The following is a 14,627-nucleotide window of genomic DNA, read 5'->3' on the forward strand; positions in this document are numbered from 1 at the left end:
AGCTGTACCGGCCCGGGCCGGCAGCGACGGTTCTCGCCCTTGCGGATCAGGCCCCGTTGACCCAGGCGCAGGCGCCGACCGCCAGCGCCACGGTCGAGGCCAGCGCGGCCGCGATCGCCGCATTGACCTGCCAGGCGCGGCGCGCCAGCACGCCGAGCAGCCAGTCGGCCTCCTTGCCGGGATCGGACAAGGTCCCCGGCGCCTCGGGCCAGCCGTACCACTGCACCGACAGGCTGACGAGCGCACTCAGGCCGCCCAGCCATGCGGCCGCGGCAAAGCCCGTGCGCGCCACGTCGCCCACCAGGCCGTGCAGGGCCAGCAGCGCCACCGCACCGGCCAGTGCGCCGTAGATCGACAGGCTCAGGGCCTTGTGCACCTGATGGTGCGCACGCCGTTCGAGCCAGTGCACCAGGGACTCGGCGCGGTGACGCTGCACGCGCGTGGCCGCATGCCGCAACAGGTTCGCGCGTTCGCGCAGCTCTTCGAGCCGATGCGGATGCTCGAGCACGGCGTCGATGCCATGCACGACCGCGTCGATCTCCGGCCGCAGTTCCTCGTCGAAGCGGGCGGTCAGTTCGGCCTTGATCTCGTGCAGGGGCACGAACAGGCGGCGCAGCAGGGACATGGCGAGGCTCCGTAGTCGATGGTTGTCGGTCCATCGATTCTGGAAAGCCGCCGCCCTGCGCGGCATCGGCGCACGGCCGGCAGCCGCCGTCGCATTTGCCGAGGCCGGTCGCAGGAAAGTGCTCAGCGCACCGGCTTCTGCCGTTCGAGGGCCGAGTCGACGCCGACGCGGATCGCTTCCTGCAGGTACCGGACCTTTTCCGCGGAGTCCAGCGCGTCCCAGGGGTCGACGGCGTCGCGCTTGTTCGCGACCGTGACCAGCATCGACTCGGTGGCCGTTGCGGTCGAGATCATCGCCATGGTCGGCACGTCGATCACGCTGACACGCAGGTAGGCAAAGGGCGCGACGAAGCCGATGCTCGACTCGCCGGAATTGCGCGCCAGCATGGGTGTCGCGCGATCGAGATAGAAGCCGGGACCATAGAGCTTGCCAGGCCGGTGCAGGCCGCCGTCCATGACTGCCAGCGTGATCTCGGCGCGGTACTTGGTCACCAGCACCAGGCGCTTCGCGTTCGTCTGCTGTACCAGCGGCTTCAGGGCCTCGATCAATCCGCCGGGCTGTCGAAGCGAGTCGAAATCGTGATCTTCGAACTTGAAGTGCGCGGGATTGCGCGACTTGAGCAGTGCCAGCTCGGCATCCGGCTCGCTGCGTTTGACGGCCTCGTGCACGGCGATCAGCGCCGCGCGGTCGAGCGAGTCGTCCTGCAGGTCGACCTGGCGGCGGCTGTGGCGGTTCAAGTTGCTGCCGATCGCCGGGTTGTAGCCGACCACGCCGATCTGGTCGCCGACCAGCGACAGGACCGCATAGTCCAGCCGCTCCTGCGCCTGCGCGGCAGGCGCGAGGCCGATCGCGATCGCCGCGCAGGCGATGGCCTTGAACACTGCACGGCGCGCCTGCCGGCGCGCGCTGAAACTCGTCATGTCCTCTCTCCCTGAGTGACCCGGCCGATGCCGGCGCGGCGATGTTAGGCGGCCGCTGTCCGGCTGCCACCCTGCCGCGGAAGGACCGCGCGGCGGCGAGCCCGTCACCGCATGCGCGTCGAAAGATGCCCCAGCGGCAACGCCCCGCCCGCCTTCACCTCGCCGAGCGAGAAGCTGGTATGGATGTCCTTCACGTTGGGCAGCGCCAGCAGCGTCTCGAGCGAGAACTTGGAGAAGGCGTCGAGGTCGGTCGCCATCACCTGCAGCTCGAAGGTGCCCGAGCCGCTGATGTAGTGGCAGGCGATCACTTCCGGCAGGCCGCGGATGGCGTCCTCGAGCTGGCGCGTGGCGTGCGCGGTGTTGCGCTCGGCATCCACGCGCACGAAGGCCAGCACGCCCAGGCCGATGCGGCGGCGGTCGAGTTCGGCGCGGTAGCCGACGATGAAGCCCTGTTGCTCGAGCCACTTGACGCGCCGCCAGGTGGGTGCCGGCGACAGGCCGATGCGGCTGGCCAGCTCGGCGTTGGACAAGCGCGCGTCCTGCTGCAGCGCCGACAGGATGGCGATGTCGTAGCGGTCGAGCTCGGCGCCGTGCGCGAAGGCCTCGTCGCCCTCGGCGCCCTGGGCCGGCGCGGTGCCCGCGGTGGCTCGCGGCAAGCTACGCGTTTTCCCTGATCTTGCATTTCGCGATGGCACTTGCATCTCCAATGGCGATCCGACGAAAGATTATTGCCAAGGAGTGCCAATTCCGGGCACACAAAGAAAGGACTTCCGCAGCCCGTTTGCCTACACTGCCTCGCAATCCCATCGGAGCACCGCTCGCATCGAGCGCGCCACAAGCGCGCGAGCTGCGGGCGACCCCATTTCCTCGCTGGAGACCCCCGCAATGAACGCCCCGCTGCCCGAGCACATCCGCCGCGCACTCGAAACCGTTTCGCTCGACGACAAGTACGCGCTCGAGTCCGGCCGCGCCTTCATGAGCGGCGTGCAGGCCCTGGTGCGCCTGCCGATGCTGCAGCGCAAGCGCGACGCGATGGCCGGCCTCAACACCGCCGGCTTCATCAGCGGCTACCGCGGCTCGCCGCTGGGCGGCTATGACCAGGCGCTGTGGGCGGCGAAGAAGCACCTGGCGGCCAACAACGTGGTGTTCCAGCCGGGTGTCAACGAGGAGCTGGGCGCGACCGCGGTATGGGGCACGCAGCAGCTCGACCTGTTCCCGCAGAGCAAGAAGTTCGACGGCGTGTTCGGCATCTGGTACGGCAAGGGCCCGGGCGTGGACCGCTGCTCGGATGTCTTCAAGCACGCCAACATGGCCGGCACCGCCAAGCACGGCGGCGTGATCGCGATCGCCGGCGACGACCACGTCTCCAAGAGCTCGACCGCGGCGCACCAGAGCGACCACATCTTCAAGGCCTGCGGCCTGCCGGTGTTCTTCCCGTCGAACGTGCAGGACATCCTCGACATGGGCCTGCACGCCTTCGCGATGAGCCGCTTCTCCGGCGTGTGGACCGGCATGAAGACGATCCAGGAGGTGGTGGAGTCCTCGTCGTCGATCTCGGTCGACCCCGACCGCGTGAAGATCGTGCTGCCGGAGGACTTTGAAATGCCGCCGGGCGGCCTGCACATCCGCTGGCCCGATCCGCCGCTGGAGCAGGAAGCGCGGCTGATGGACTACAAGTGGTACGCCGCGCTCGCCTACGTGCGCGCGAACAAGCTCAACCACAACGTCATCGCGACCGCGAACGACCGCTTCGGCATCATCGCCAGCGGCAAGGCCTTCAACGACACGCGCCAGGCGCTGGCCGACCTGGGCCTGGACGACGACACCTGCCGCGCGCTCGGCATCCGCCTGCACAAGGTCAACGTCGTGTGGCCGCTGGAGGCCACGATCACGCGCGAGTTCGCGCAAGGGCTGCAGGAGATCCTGGTCGTCGAGGAGAAGCGCCAGGTCATCGAGTACCAGCTCAAGGAAGAGCTCTACAACTGGCGCCCCGACGTGCGCCCCAACGTGCTCGGCAAGTTCGACGAGCCCGAGGGCGACCAGAGCGGCGGCGAATGGAGCCGCAGCAACCCGAGCGAGAACTGGCTGCTGCGCGCCAAGGCCGACCTGACGCCTGCCATCATCGCCAAGGCCATCGCCAAGCGGCTGAAGAAGATGGGGCTGGCGCCCGCCGGCAGCGAGATCGCCGCGAAGATGGACGCGCGCATCGCCATCATCGAGGCGCGCGAGCGCGCGCTGCTCGAACTCAAGAGCGACACCGGCGATCGCGCGCCGTGGTTCTGCTCGGGCTGCCCGCACAACACCAGCACCCGCGTGCCCGAGGGCTCGCGCGCGGTGGCCGGCATCGGCTGCCACTACATGACGGTGTGGATGGACCGCAGCACCACCACCTTCACGCAGATGGGCGGCGAAGGCGTGCCCTGGGTCGGCCAGGCGCCGTTCACCAACGAACAGCACATCTTCGCCAACCTCGGCGACGGCACCTACTTCCACTCGGGCCTGCTGGCGATCCGCCAGAGCATCGCGGCCGGCGTGAACATCACCTACAAGGTCCTCTACAACGACGCGGTCGCGATGACCGGCGGCCAGCAGGTCGGCGAGCGCCCGGAAGGCCACTCGGTGCTGCAGATCATGAAGAGCCTGGTGTCCGAGGGCGTGGCCAAGCTGGTGATCGTGACCGACGAGCCCGCCAAGTACGACGGCGTGACGCTCGAGCCCGGCGTGACCGTGCACCACCGCGACGAGCTCGACCGCATCCAGCGCGAGTTCCGCGAGCTCAAGGGCACGACGATCATCATCTACGACCAGACCTGCGCGACCGAGAAGCGCCGCCGCCGCAAGCGCGGCACGCTGGCCGATCCCGAGAAGCGCGTCGTGATCAACGAGCTGGTCTGCGAAGGCTGCGGCGACTGCTCGGTGCAGAGCAACTGCCTGTCGGTCGAGCCGGTCGAGACCGAGTTCGGCCGCAAGCGCCGCATCAACCAGAACACCTGCAACAAGGACTACAGCTGCCTGAAGGGCTTCTGCCCGAGCTTCGTCACCGTCGAAGGCGGCCAGCTCAAGAAGCCCAAGAAGGAGAAGAAGGGCGACCTGTCGACGCTGCCCCCGATCCCCGAGCCGGCGCTGCCGCTGGCCGAGAACGCCTGGGGCATCGTGGTCGGCGGCGTCGGCGGCACCGGCGTGATCACGATCGGCCAGCTGCTGGGCATGGCCGCGCACCTCGAAGGCAAGGGCGTGGTGACGCAAGACGCCGGCGGCCTGGCGCAAAAGGGCGGCGCGACGTGGAGCCACATCCAGATCGCCAACCGGCCGGAGGCCATCCACACCACCAAGGTCGACACCGCCAAGGCCGACCTCATCATCGGCTGCGACCCCATCGTCACCGCCAACAAGACGACGCTGTCCGCGATGCAGCCGGGCCGCACCTTCGTGGCGCTGAACTCGCACGGCACGCCGACCGCGGCCTTCGTCACCAACCCCGACTGGCAGTTCCCCTCGGGCAGCTGCGAGGCCGCGATCCAGGCCGCGGTGGGCGCGGGCCTGATCGGCTCGTTCGACGCCGAGGAAGTGGCGGTGCAGCTGGTCGGCGACTCGATCTACACCAACCCGCTGATGCTGGGCTATGCATGGCAGAAGGGCCGCGTGCCGCTGTCGCACGCCGCGTTGATGCGCGCGATCGAGCTCAACGGCGTGCAGGTCGAGAACAACAAGGCCGCGTTCGAATGGGGCCGTCGCTGCGCGCACGACCTCGCCGCGGTGAAGTCGCTCTACCAGGCGGCGCAGGTGATCCAGCTGGTGCGCAAGCCCGGCCTGGCCGAGGTGATCGGCAAGCGCGTCGAGTTCCTCACGGGCTACCAGGACGCGGCCTACGCGAAGACCTACGCCGACTTCGTCGAGAAGGTGAAGGCCGCCGAAGCGCCGCTGGGCTCGACCAGGCTGACCGAGGCCGTCGCGCGCTATCTCTTCAAGCTGATGGCCTACAAGGACGAATACGAGGTCGCGCGCCTGCACACCGACACCGCGTTCACCGACAGGATCGCATCGATGTTCGAAGGCGACATCAAGATCGTGCACCACCTCGCGCCGCCGATGGTCGCGAAGCGCAACGAGCGCGGCGAGCTCATCAAGCGCCCGTTCGGCCCCTGGATGCGCACCGCGTTCAAGCTGCTGGCCCGGATGAAGGGCCTGCGCGGCACCGCGCTCGATCCCTTCGGCCGCACCGAGGAGCGCAGAACCGAGCGCGCGCTGATCGGCGAGTACCGTGCCTGCATCGAGGAGCTCATCGGCTCGCTGAACGCGACGAAGCTTTCGCTGGCGATCGAGATCGCGCGCATTCCGGAAGAGATCCGCGGCTTCGGCCACGTGAAGGAGCGCCACCTCCACGCCGCGCGTGCGAAGTGGGACGGCCTGATGGCGCAGTGGCGCGGCCAGGCGGTGCAGCGCGCCGCGGCCTGATCGGTTCTTCATGCACCGCTGGGCCGCGATCGACGAAGCGCGCGCCCAGCCGCTGCGGCGCATCCCGTTCGTCGTCGGCGGCCTCGAAGTCGGCTCCGTCGCCGAGGACGGCGCCGAGGCGCTGCTCGCACTCGGCGCGCCGCTGTCGATCGACGGCACGCGCATCGAGCTGGACGCGGCACTGGGCGACCTCGCGTCGCGCAGCGCCGCACTGCACGACATCAATGCCGCGCTGCGCGAGCGCGAGTTGATCTCGGGCTGGCGCGACGAGACCTATCCCGTGCTCGCCGCGCCCGGCGGCGAAGCGCTGGCGCTGATCGAGCGAGCCGCGTCGCGCTTCTGGGGCACGCTGACACTGGGCGCGCATGCCAACGGCTACGTCGCCGGCCGCGACGGCAAGCCCACGCACCTGTGGATCGCGCGGCGCGCGTGGACCAAGCCGACCGACCCCGGCCTGCTCGACAACCTGATCGGCGGCGGCGTGCCGCACGGGCAAACGCCGCGCGAGACGCTGCTGCGCGAGGGCGACGAGGAAGCCGGCCTGGCGAGCGACGTGACCGCGCGGGCCGTGCCGGGGCGCGTGATCGCGCTGCACCGTGCCCTGCCCGACTGCGCCGGCCTCGGCCTGCAGCACGAGCACCTGCACGCCTTCGACCTGCGCCTGCCGGCCTTCGTGCAGCCCTTCAACCGCGACGGCGAGGTGGCACAGCTGTGGCTGGCCACGGTTGATGAAGCCATCGAGCACGCGGCATGCGGCGAGATGACCGTCGACGCGGCGCTCGTGACGCTGGATTTCGCGCTGAGGCAGCGCCTGCTTTCGCCGCACGAACACGAGGCCTTGGCGCGGCGTGCGGCCCATCTGTGGGCCGCCGCCTGATCAGAACTCGATCAGCGCCACCCCGAGCCCCAGGCTCCAGTGCCTGACGTTGTAGTCGAGCAGCGACTCCGCATAGCCGTTGAAGTACTGCACGTACCAGCGCATCGCACGTGCCGGCTCGAATGCAAGCGGATAGCTCCAGTCGATCTGCCACGAACCGCGCGACCAGTCCTTGGGATTGAAGCGCCACTGCAGCAGCGCGGTCGCGCGCCCTGGCGTCCAGCCGAGCTGCAGCTCTCCGTTGCCGCGAAAGGACGTGAGGTCGGGGTTGTTGTCGTCGTGATCGGGCAGGCGGCGGTTGAGCTTGAGCATCAGCGAGACGTCCTCGCGCTCGAAGCCCGCACCGACGTAAAGACGGTTCCAGCTGCGCGACAGCGGATCGGTCTGGCCGTTCGACTGGTGCGCGTAGCCGAGTTGCGCATAGCGCCAGCGCCAGCCGAAGGGCAGCGGCTGCAGCGTCGGCGGCGTCGGCACCATGTACATCAGTTCGGGCTCGTAGTCGGTGTTGCGAAACGGCGCCGAGTAGTCGCCGTTCCAGACTTGCCACATCGATTGCTGCGTGTACAGGCCCCACAGGTCGGCACCCGGCAGCAGCAGCCCCTCCCACAGCTTGCTGCGCAGCGAGATCTGGAACTTGGCCTCGGTGCGCTGGAAGGGCTCGGGCGTCTCGCCGGCCGGCTGCGTCGGGCTGTAGGGCGAGGCGTTGATGCGGCTCGCGTAGTGGATCGGCAGGACGTAGTTCGCGCGGTAGCCGTTGAAGTTGAGCGCGCCGCGCTTGTCGGCCGCGTCGAGCTCCCAGAAGCGCGACAGGAAGCTCGGCAACGGCGCGGGCGGGCCGACCAGGCCCTGGCCGGCCGGCGGCGACTCGGGCAGCAGCACATCGGGCGTGCGGCCGGCGGGCGCCGCGGGCGCAACCACGGTCGGCGAGCGCGCGCGGTCGCGCCCGGCCAGCGCGTCGTAGCAGACCAGGCGCTCGCGGTCGTCGGCGATCGCGGCGCAATCGGCCAGCGGGTCGGCCTGCGCCACGGCCGCTTGCAGCGCCATGGCGATGCCGGCCGCGACGCGCACCTGCGAATCGTGGAACCAACAAGGCATTGGCCGATCGTAGCGGGCGCTTCGCGTGTCGAGCGAAGGAAGGCGTTTCAAGTTTTTTGCACCAAAGCGTCAAGGGCCGTGAACTTTCGGGCCGCGACCGTTCAATACAGTGCGGCATCCACAGAAGAACGCTCATGCACGTGACTGCCCTTGCTTCGGCCGCCCGCCCGGCGGCCCACCCAGCCAACCGCTACAGCCCGACGGCGATCGCCCTGCACTGGCTGCTGGCGGTCATGATCCTGGGCAGCATGGCGTTCGGCTGGTACATGAGCGACCTGCCGTTCTCGCCGCAGCGGCTCAAGTTCTACAACTGGCACAAGTGGGCCGGCGTCACGATCCTGGCGCTGTCGATCGCGCGCCTGGCCTGGCGCCTGACGCATCGCCCGCCCGCCTACTCGCAGCGCGTGCAGATCGGCACGCCGTCGTGGCAGATGCGCGCCGCCGAATGGACGCATGTCGCGATGTACGCGCTGTTTTTCATCGTGCCGCTGGTGGGCTGGGCCTACAGCTCGGCGGCCGGTTTTCCGATCGTCTGGTTCGGCGTGCTGCCGCTGCCGGACTTCGTGCCCAAGGACGAGGCGCTGGCCAAGCTGATCAAGCCCTGGCATGCCGTTGCCGCCTACACGCTGCTGACGCTGGTCGTGCTGCATGTGGCGGCCGCGCTCAAGCACCACTTCGTCGATCGCGACGGCCTGCTCGCCCGCATGGGCCTGGGGCGCGCATGAACCCGAGCTTCGAAACCGAGAAACCACTGCGCATGAAGACGCTTTCCACCGCCTTGCTCGCCCTCGCCGCCGCCGGCCTCCTGGCCGCGACCCCGGCCGGCGCCCAGACCGCCGCCAGGCTCGTGCCCGCACAAAGCGACGTGAGCTTCTCGATCAAGCAGATGGGCGTGCCGGTCGACGGCAAGTTCCGCAAGTTCGACGCCCAGGTCTCGCTCGACCCCAAGAAGCCCGAGGCCGGCAAGGTCGCGTTCACGATCGACATCGCCAGCGCGACGATGGGCAACCCGGAGAGCGACGCCGAGCTGCCCAAGGCGCCGTGGTTCAACACCGCCAAGTTCCCGCAGGCCACCTTCCAGTCGACGTCGATCAAGGCACTGGGCGGCGGCAAGTTCGAGGTCGCCGGCAAGCTCGGTATCAAGGGCGCCGCCAAGGACGTGACCGTGCCGGTGACGCTGGCGCAGTCCGGCGCCACCAGCACCGCGACCGGCGCGTTCGCGATCAAGCGCCTGGACTTCAAGATCGGCGAGGGCGAGTGGACCGACACGTCCATGGTCGCCAACGACGTGCAGGTCAAGTTCAAGCTCGTGCTCACCGGCATCGCGCCGCTGTGAGCCTTCACCCCGTTCCATCCCCCACCGTTCCAACCACGGAGATCCGTTCGATGTTCAAGCAGTCCCTCGCCGCGTTCGCCTTCGCCGCGGCCGCCTTCGGCGCCCAGGCCAACACCTATGCGATCGACCCGACGCACACCTTCGCGACCTTCGAGGCGCAGCACTTCGGCACCTCGACGCTGCGCGGGCGCTTCGACAAGAAGGAAGGCACGGTGCAGTTCGACCGCGCCGCCAAGACCGGCAAGGTCGAGGTGACGATCGACACCACCTCGGTGAGCACCGGCGTCGCGCCGCTGGACAAGCACCTGTCGAGCAAGGACTTCTTCAACGCGACCGAATTCCCGACCGCAAAGTTCGTCGGCGACAAGCTCGTGTTCAGCGGCGACAAGGTCACCGAAGTCAGCGGCACGCTGACGATGCTCGGCAAGAGCCAGCCGGTCACGCTCAAGGCCAGCAACTTCAACTGCTACCAGAACCCGATGCTCAAGCGCGAGGTCTGCGGCGGCGATTTCGAGACCACGATCCAGCGCAGCCAGTGGGGCATGGCCTACGGCCTGCCGGGCATCCCCGACAACGTGCGCCTGCTGATCCAGGTCGAAGCGGTCAAGCAGTAAGCGCCTGAGCGCCAGCGCGCAAACCGTCGTGCAACGCCCCGCTTGAGCGGGGCGTTTTTCATGGTGGGCCGGGTAAGCTGCGCGCTCCGCCACGGACCGACGAGCCGTATGCCGATCCGCCACGCCCTTGCCCTGGCCGCGCTCGCGCTGGCCGGCGCCGCCCCGTCGGCGGCCACGAACGCGCCCGACGCGCAGCACCCCTGGGTCACGATGCCGCTGCGCACCGAGCAGCCGGCCACCTACTTCACCAACCTCAAGGACGGTGACCGCATCGAGACGCCGTTCGTGCTGAAGTTCGGCCTGTCGCGCTATGGGCTCTCGCCGATCGTCAAGGACGTGCCCAAGACCGGCCACCACCATCTGCTGGTCAACCGCGACCTGCCGCTCGACTTCACCAAGCCGCTGCCGTTCAACGACCAGTACGTCCACTTCGGCAAGGGCCAGATGGAAACGGTGCTGAGCTTCAAGCCCGGCACCTACACCTTGCGGTTGCTGCTGGCCGACCACAAGCACATCCCGTTCTTCATCTACAGCAAGCCGATGACCGTGACGGTCACGAAGAAGAACGACGACGTCGATCCGAGGAGCCTGGTCAAGCCCGGCGTCGCGCTGCTCGCGCCGCGCGCCGGCGAGACGCTGCAGCCGCCCTTCCTGGTGCAGATGCACGCCTCGGGCCTCAACGTCGGCCATGTGGACGTCAAGGACGCCGGCGTCGGGCACTTTCGCCTCGTCGCCGAGCGTGCCGGCGCGGCGCCCGAGCTGGTGCCGCTGTCGAACGGCCTGACCCAGGTCTGGCTCAACCCGCCGCCGGGCGACTACCGCCTGCGGCTCGAGCTGGTGCGCAACGCCGCGCCGAACGACGTGATGGCCGCGAGCGAGCCGATCGCCGTGAAGGTGTCGCGCAAGTAAGCCGAGCCCCCACGCTCACTGCGTTCGCTGCCCCCCGAGGGGGCCCTCGGCCGCTTGGGAGCGGCCCGGCGCTGGCCTCGTGGCGCCGAGCCCCCACGCTCACTGCGTTCGCTGCCCCCCCGAGGGGGCCCTCGGCCGCTTGGGAGCGGCCCGGCGCTGGCCTCGTGGCGCCGAGCCCCCACGCTCACTGCGTTCGCTGCCCCCCGAGGGGGCCCTCGGCCGCTTGGGAGCGGCCCGGCGCTGGCCTCGTGGCGCCGAGCCCCCACGCTCACTGCGTTCGCTGCCCCCCCAAAGGGGGGGCCCTCGGCCGCTTGGGAGCGGCCCGGCGCTGGCCTCGTGGGTCAGCGGGGGGCCAGCCAGCGCGCCAGCGTCGCGCGCAACTCGTCTTCCCGAAACGGCTTGGCGAGGTGCTCGTCCATGCCGGCGGCCAGGCACTGATCGCGATCGCTCGCATAGGCGTTGGCGGTCAGCGCGACGATCGGCACGCGCTGCGCGCCGGATTCGGCCTCGCTCGCGCGGATGCGGCGCGTCGCGGTGATGCCGTCCATGGTCGGCATCTGGCAGTCCATCAGCACCAGATCGGGCCGGCTCGCGAGGACCTGCGAGACGGCTTGTTCGCCGTCGAGCACGTGCTCGACCTCCAGGCCGCAGCGGCGCAGCATCGCCTGCGCGACCAGCGCGTTGACGGCGTTGTCTTCGACCAGCAGCACGCGCCCGCGCAGCGCGACCGGCGGCGCCGACTTCGCGGGCAGGACCTGCGGCGCGTCGCACGGCGGCAGCGGCGCCTCGAAGCAGAAGCTCGAACCGGCGCCGGGCGTGCTGCGACCGTGCAGGTCGCCGCCCATCGCGCGCGCCAGCTCGCGCGCGATCGTCAGGCCCAGGCCGGTGCCGGCGAAGCGGCGGTCGAAGCTCGCCTCGCCTTGATGAAAGGCTTCGAAGATGCGCGTCATCTGCTCGGGCGCGATGCCCACGCCGGTGTCGCTGACCTCGATGCGCAACCAGCCCAGCTGCGCGTCGCGCGAGGCGACCAGGCTGACTTCGCCGCGCTCTGTGAACTTGATCGCGTTGCCGAGCAGGTTGTGCAGCACCTGGCGCAGCCGCGCCGCGTCGCCCCGCACCCAGTGCGCGCCGGCGCCCAGCGCCGACAGCTCGGCGCGCAGCGCCAGGCCCTTGTCGCGCGCCGCCGCGCGCGCCAGCGCGACCACCTCGTCGATGCAGGCGCGCAGCTCGAACGGCGCCTCGGCCAGCGTCATCTGGCCGGCTTCGATCTTGGCGAAGTCGAGCAGGTCGTTGATCAGGCCCAGCAAGTGCTCGCCCGAGCGCGCGACGAGCTCGAGCGGGCGGCGCATCAGCTCGCTGGCCACACCGGCCTCGGCATCGGCGCGCAGCTGCTCGGCCACGCCGAGGATGCCGTGCAGCGGCGTGCGCATCTCGTGGCTCATCGTGGCGAGGAACTGGCTCTTCACCGCGCTGTGGCGCTGCGCCAGCGCCAGCGCCTCGTTGCGGCGCTCGGCCTCCTGCTCCAGCAGCACCCGCAGGCGCATCAGCTCGATCAGCTGGCGCGCCGCGGTGCGGCCTTCCATCAGCACGAAGACCTGGAACAGCAGCAGGCCGACGCCGCCATAGAGCCCGACGATGCCGCCGTTGGCCAGCTGCGTGAGCGCCACCGGCAAGATGGTGCCGAGGCTGAAGCCGACGTGCAGCGGCAGGTACAGCGGCAGCACCATCGCCGCGATCGCGACCACCGCGACGACCGTGGCCATCAGCAGCATCGTGATCGTCGGCCCGCCGGCCGGCGCCAGCACCGCGACGCCCAGGCCCCAGGCCAGGCCGTCGATCACCACCACTTGCGTGAAACGGCGGCACCACTGCGCGTCGCTCCAGCCGCGGCGGTCGGCGAAGCGGCGCCGCACCGCGACGCGCCACAACATGAGCGCCAGCTTGACGGCGACCCAGCCGCCCAGCAGCGCGGGCGGCACGCGCCCCCACAGCAGCGTCACCACCAGCAGCAGCGCGGCGAAGCCGGTCCAGGTGGAGGTGCGGGTGCGCTCGAACAGCAGTCGCACCCGCATCGCTCGCACGCGCGCGCGCAGCTGCGGCGGCTCGTCCGGCTCGTCCGGCTCGCGCGGGTCGGCGGCGGTGGTGCGCAACGTCATTGTTGTTGGGTACGGCTCGCTTCGACTGTAGCGGCGCCACGTGACGGCGGTCGCTAGCATCGCGGCATGAAACGCAAGCATTTCGTGCGCCTGGCCGCGGCACTTGTCACCTTGGCGACGCTGGGCGCCACGGCGGCGCCGGTCGGCTATGCGCTCGATCCACACAGCAGCTGGGTGCAGTTCGAGCTGTCGCACTTCGCCACCTCGACGATCCGCGGCCGCCTCGGGCCGGCGCGCGGCGCGGTCGTGCTCGATGCGGCGGCTGGTCGCGGCGAGATCAGCATCGAGATCGACACCGCGAGCGTGAGCACCGGCTTCGCGGCCTTCGACGAGCGCATCCGCCGCGACGACCTGCTGGCCGCGGCGGCTCATCCGACGGCCTGGTTCGTCGCCCGCTCGCTGCGCTTCGATGGCGCACGGCTGGCCGAGGTGCGCGGCGAGCTGACGCTGCGCGGCATCAGCCAGCCGCTGACGCTCACCGCCGTGCGTTATCGCTGCGCGCCGCACCCCGAGGCGCCGGCGCGCGAGCTGTGCGGCGGCGACTTCGAGGGCCGCATCAAGCGCAGCGACTTCGGCATCGACTTCGGCCTGCCCTTCGTCGGCGACGAGGTGACGCTGCGGGTGCAGGTCGAAGGCACGCGCACGCCATGAACGGCCTGCTTCCGGGCGACGTGACCGTGCTCGAGCGCGGCTGGCTGTCGTCGAACAACATCCTCGTGCATGCGCCCGACGGCGAGAGCGCCGTGCTGGTCGACAGCGGCCACGTCAACCATGCGGCGCAGACGCAGGCGCTGGTGAGCCATGCGCTGCGCGGCGCGCGGCTCGAGCGCCTGCTCAACACCCACCTGCATTCGGACCACTGCGGCGGCAACGCGACGCTGCAGCGCGCCCATCCCGGCTTGCCGACCGACGTGCCGCCGGGCCCGTTCGACGCCGTGCAGCGCTGGGACGAGGCGGCCCTGAGCTATGCGCCCACCGGCCAGCGCTGCGAACGATTCGCGGCGACCGGCGTGCTGCGTCCCGGCAGCGCGGTGATGCTGGGCGGCCGTCCGTGGGACGTGATCGCCGCGCCCGGCCACGATCCCGACGCGGTGATGCTGTTCGACGCGCACCACGGCGTGCTGGTCTCGGCCGACGCGCTGTGGGAACACGGTTTCGGCGTCGTGTTTCCCGAGCTCGACGGCGAGCGCGCCTTCGACGACGTCGGCGCGGTACTCGATGCGATCGAGCGCCTGCCGGTCGCGCTGGTGCTGCCCGGCCACGGCGCGCCGTTCACCGATGTCGCCGGCGCGATCGCGCGCGCCCGCGCGCGGCTGGCCGCGTTCCAGGCCGAGCCGGCGCGTCATGCGCGCCACGCCGCGAAGGTGCTGCTCAAGTACCACCTGATGGAAGAGCGCGCGCAGCCGCTGGCCGAGCTGTTGGCCTGGGCCGAGCGCACGCCGCTGCACCGGCGCATCCACCAAGGCCACGGCTGCGGCACGCTCGCCGAGTGGACGCTGGGACTGGTCGACGATCTCGTCGCGAGCGGCGCCGTCGTGCGCGACGGCGAGCGCGTCGCGGACGCCTGAGCGCGCCGTTCAACCCCGCCGTGAGGGATGGCCGCGCGCCTCGCCGGCGGCCACACTGCCCGCCTTTCGACC

General features: G+C 70.2%; 13 protein-coding genes. 8 read left to right on the forward strand and 5 right to left on the reverse strand.

What is annotated here, in order from left to right:
* Window positions 1-46: 46 nt before the first annotated feature.
* The 3 genes from ACO2TI_RS19945 to ACO2TI_RS19955 form a co-directional block, all read right to left on the reverse strand.
* On the reverse strand, window positions 47-625 hold the full coding sequence (locus ACO2TI_RS19945; protein ID WP_423286927.1) for a hypothetical protein: 579 nt from the start codon (window positions 623-625) through the stop codon (window positions 47-49).
* A gap of 122 nt (window positions 626-747) precedes the next feature.
* On the reverse strand, window positions 748-1,545 hold the full coding sequence (locus ACO2TI_RS19950; RefSeq protein WP_423286928.1) for a hypothetical protein: 798 nt from the start codon (window positions 1,543-1,545) through the stop codon (window positions 748-750).
* Between the two features lie 104 nt (window positions 1,546-1,649).
* Window positions 1,650-2,201: an Lrp/AsnC family transcriptional regulator gene (locus ACO2TI_RS19955; RefSeq protein WP_423286929.1), complete on the reverse strand. Its 552-nt coding sequence runs from the start codon at window positions 2,199-2,201 to the stop codon at window positions 1,650-1,652.
* A gap of 229 nt (window positions 2,202-2,430) precedes the next feature.
* Here ACO2TI_RS19955 and ACO2TI_RS19960 point away from each other — a divergent pair, with 229 nt between their 5' ends.
* Window positions 2,431-6,000: an indolepyruvate ferredoxin oxidoreductase family protein gene (locus tag ACO2TI_RS19960; RefSeq protein ID WP_423286930.1), complete on the forward strand. Its 3,570-nt coding sequence runs from the start codon at window positions 2,431-2,433 to the stop codon at window positions 5,998-6,000.
* Window positions 6,001-6,010: 10 nt separating this feature from the next.
* On the forward strand, window positions 6,011-6,877 hold the full coding sequence (locus tag ACO2TI_RS19965; protein ID WP_423286931.1) for a DUF4743 domain-containing protein: 867 nt from the start codon (window positions 6,011-6,013) through the stop codon (window positions 6,875-6,877).
* Here the strand turns inward: ACO2TI_RS19965 and ACO2TI_RS19970 are convergent, their stop codons facing one another.
* Complete coding sequence (locus ACO2TI_RS19970; protein ID WP_423286932.1) at window positions 6,878-7,972, reverse strand: phospholipase A; 1,095 nt, start codon at window positions 7,970-7,972, stop codon at window positions 6,878-6,880.
* A 134-nt stretch (window positions 7,973-8,106) separates the two neighbouring features.
* Between ACO2TI_RS19970 and ACO2TI_RS19975 the strand changes: the two genes are divergently transcribed.
* From ACO2TI_RS19975 to ACO2TI_RS19990, 4 genes are all read left to right on the forward strand, one after another.
* A complete protein-coding gene (locus ACO2TI_RS19975; protein WP_423286933.1) occupies window positions 8,107-8,697 on the forward strand; it encodes a cytochrome b in 591 nt (196 codons plus the stop codon).
* A 32-nt stretch (window positions 8,698-8,729) separates the two neighbouring features.
* Entirely contained in the window at window positions 8,730-9,308 is a 579-nt protein-coding gene (locus ACO2TI_RS19980) for a YceI family protein (RefSeq protein WP_423286934.1), read from the forward strand.
* A gap of 50 nt (window positions 9,309-9,358) precedes the next feature.
* Window positions 9,359-9,922 (forward strand): YceI family protein, encoded by a 564-nt coding sequence (locus ACO2TI_RS19985; RefSeq protein ID WP_423286935.1) that lies wholly within the window; start codon window positions 9,359-9,361, stop codon window positions 9,920-9,922.
* A 108-nt stretch (window positions 9,923-10,030) separates the two neighbouring features.
* Complete coding sequence (locus tag ACO2TI_RS19990; protein ID WP_423286936.1) at window positions 10,031-10,831, forward strand: DUF4399 domain-containing protein; 801 nt, start codon at window positions 10,031-10,033, stop codon at window positions 10,829-10,831.
* 341 nt (window positions 10,832-11,172) lie between these two features.
* Here the strand turns inward: ACO2TI_RS19990 and ACO2TI_RS19995 are convergent, their stop codons facing one another.
* Window positions 11,173-12,987, reverse strand: a complete 1,815-nt coding sequence (locus ACO2TI_RS19995; RefSeq protein WP_423286937.1) for an ATP-binding protein — start codon at window positions 12,985-12,987, stop codon at window positions 11,173-11,175.
* Between the two features lie 66 nt (window positions 12,988-13,053).
* On the opposite strand from ACO2TI_RS19995, the gene ACO2TI_RS20000 reads away from it, so the two are divergent.
* Together ACO2TI_RS20000 and ACO2TI_RS20005 are read left to right on the forward strand one after the other, a co-directional pair.
* Window positions 13,054-13,638: a YceI family protein gene (locus ACO2TI_RS20000; protein WP_423286938.1), complete on the forward strand. Its 585-nt coding sequence runs from the start codon at window positions 13,054-13,056 to the stop codon at window positions 13,636-13,638.
* Complete coding sequence (locus ACO2TI_RS20005) at window positions 13,635-14,555, forward strand: MBL fold metallo-hydrolase (RefSeq protein WP_423286939.1); 921 nt, start codon at window positions 13,635-13,637, stop codon at window positions 14,553-14,555. The genes ACO2TI_RS20000 and ACO2TI_RS20005 overlap by 4 nt, the downstream gene beginning before the upstream one ends.
* Window positions 14,556-14,627 lie beyond the last annotated feature (72 nt).

The sequence above is a fragment of the Caldimonas sp. KR1-144 genome, assembly GCF_049446155.1.
Taxonomy (GTDB): Bacteria; Pseudomonadota; Gammaproteobacteria; order Burkholderiales; family Burkholderiaceae_C; genus Rivibacter.